Source organism: Devosia sp., assembly GCF_034675085.1.
In the GTDB taxonomy this organism is placed as follows: domain Bacteria; phylum Pseudomonadota; class Alphaproteobacteria; order Rhizobiales; family Devosiaceae; genus Devosia.
This window is the reverse complement of sequence record NZ_JAUCDN010000417.1, coordinates 1-2320: the sequence shown is the minus strand read 5'-3', so window position 1 is coordinate 2320 and position 2320 is coordinate 1. Positions and strand designations below refer to the sequence as shown.

3 protein-coding genes are annotated in these 2320 nt (G+C 64.4%); all 3 read left to right on the top strand.

The genetic code is table 11. From position 1 onward, the window contains the following. Positions 1-870: 2-oxoglutarate dehydrogenase complex dihydrolipoyllysine-residue succinyltransferase (gene odhB / locus VDP82_RS17170; protein WP_323016040.1), on the top strand; the 870-nt coding region annotated here is incomplete at its 5' end. Positions 871-1030: 160 nt separating this feature from the next. Beyond that, the gene (locus VDP82_RS17165; RefSeq protein ID WP_323016039.1) at positions 1031-1474 is read left to right on the top strand and encodes a hypothetical protein; all 444 of its coding nucleotides are present in this window, start codon (positions 1031-1033) and stop codon (positions 1472-1474) included. 76 nt (positions 1475-1550) lie between these two features. Then, on the top strand, positions 1551-2039 hold the full coding sequence (locus VDP82_RS17160) for a hypothetical protein (RefSeq protein WP_323016038.1): 489 nt from the start codon (positions 1551-1553) through the stop codon (positions 2037-2039). Positions 2040-2320: the final 281 nt, after the last annotated feature.

Below are 2320 nucleotides of genomic sequence, written 5' to 3'. Positions count from 1 at the left end.
GCGATGGCCGAGGCCGGTCTCACCGCCGACCAGGTCACCGGCACCGGCCGTGACGGCCGGATCATGAAGGAAGACGTGCAGAAGGCCGTGGCCTCGGGCACCTCGTCCGCTCCGGCCCCGGCTCCGGCGCCCGTCACGGTGCCGCGCGGTGCGGTCCCGGCCGAGGATGCGGCCCGCGAAGAGCGCGTGCGCATGACCCGCCTGCGCCAGACCATCGCCCGTCGCCTGAAGGACGCGCAGAACACCGCCGCCATGCTCACCACCTTCAACGAGGTGGACATGAAGCCGGTGATGGACCTGCGCAACCAGTACAAGGAGCTGTTCGAGAAGAAGCACGGCGTCAAGCTCGGCTTCATGGGCTTTTTCACCAAGGCGGTGGTCCACGCCCTCAAGGAGATCCCGGCGGTCAATGCCGAGATCGACGGGGACGAGCTGATCTACAAGCAATACGCCCATATCGGGGTGGCCGTGGGCACCGACAAGGGCCTGGTGGTGCCGGTGGTGCGCAATGCCGACCAGATGAGCATTGCCCAGATCGAGAAGGAAATCGGCAATCTGGGCAAGAAGGCCCGCGATGGCCAGCTTTCCATGGCCGACATGCAGGGGGGCACCTTCACCATCTCCAATGGCGGCGTCTATGGCTCGCTGATGTCCACGCCTATCCTCAATGCGCCCCAGTCTGGTATTCTGGGCATGCACAAGATCCAGGAGCGGCCGGTCGCCATTGGCGGGCAGGTCGTCATCCGCCCGATGATGTATCTGGCGCTCAGCTACGATCACCGCATCGTGGACGGCAAGGAGGCGGTGACCTTCCTCGTGCGCGTCAAGGAAAGCCTGGAATCGCCCGAGCGGCTGGTTCTCGATCTCTGATCCGCCGCAATCCGAACCTATTCGGGGGTCCGCTGGCGCGGGCCCCTTTTTCGTTACGGATTCGTGATGATCGGTGAGGCTCGATGCTAACAGTCTGTTAACGCATTGGCCCCAGATGAGACGGGTTGTGACTGCGTGTTTTTGCTCCCCGGGGTGTCTGTTGCGTTCCCTCCTGCCTGCCGCTTTTGCTACTCTCCTCGCCGTTATCCCCGCCAGCGCCAGCGAGGCGGATGCCGCCCTTATCGGGGAATTGATGGCCTTTCACGGCTCGCGCGCCATCGTTTCGGTGATGACCACCCATTGCTATGAAACCACCGGGCTCGACCCCGTATACAAACAGGCCAACGACAACTGGTATCTGCGCAATATCGGCTTTCTGGAGCTGGCCGACCGTGTCGTCGCCCGGCTGGGCGGGAACGCGGAGGAGCGGCAGAAGGCGGCGGAAACCTATGGCGGCACCCAGATCATGAGCGCCTATAACCAGGCCGCGGACAAAAGCGTTTTCTGCCGCGCCTTTCTCGAACAGGTCGAGAGTGGGGCCCTCGATATCGACCGGCAATTGCCCGCCGTCCTTGCCCGCGCCCAGGCCATCGCCACCCAATAACAGGCCGGCCCCCCTTTATGCGGGTTGGCTGGCGCGCGCCGTGCTTTAGGCTGGGCCGGCAATCGGGGGAACGGGCATGTTGAGGATGACGATGCTGGCCGCGCTGGTGCTGACCGGCGCCGTCCAGGCGGGAGAATGCACCATCGGCAATGCCCGCTATCGGCACGATCAGGCCGCCTGGTGGCTGAGTTTCAAGCCGGTGCCGCAAATGGCCGCCAGCAACCAGACGGCGGCTTTCATCATCGCGCTGCCCAATTCCGGGGTGACGCTGGAGGGTGCGGTCTACCGGCCCAATGGCTTCGGCTCTCCCATCTGGTCCATCAGCGGTCCCTGCGCGACCGGAAGCGCCGAAATCTGCGACTTTGTCGAGGGCGAGCCCTCCGCCATCTATGGCAATTACGGGGGCGTCGTCGGCTTTCTGGACGATGCGCGCGGCGCCGGGGCGCCGGACCAGGTTATCCTGCCCAGGCTGGCGGCGAGCCTGTGGTATTCGATGTACCGGCAGGACGAATTCGAGCCCGATATCGCGGCCGGCGACGTCTTTACCCTCACCGGTTGCGACTAGAAGGTCCAAGCTCGATCTGAACCGCCCTATCCCCCCGTGTCATTCGGGCCTGCGCCGGACTGACCCGGGGGGTGGCAAGGCCCTGGTTCTGCCCGTTCCTCATGCTTTTTGCCGACTTCGCAGCGGCTCCGGCATGGTTTAGCCATGCTCGGGCGCGACGGGGCTTTTCGCGTCGCGGGCGGTAGTCTATTGCTGCCCAAGGCATTACACTGCGCAGGCAATCAGTTTTCGGGGCTTTCAATGGCAGACCAATTCGACCTTACCGTGATCGGCTCGGGGCC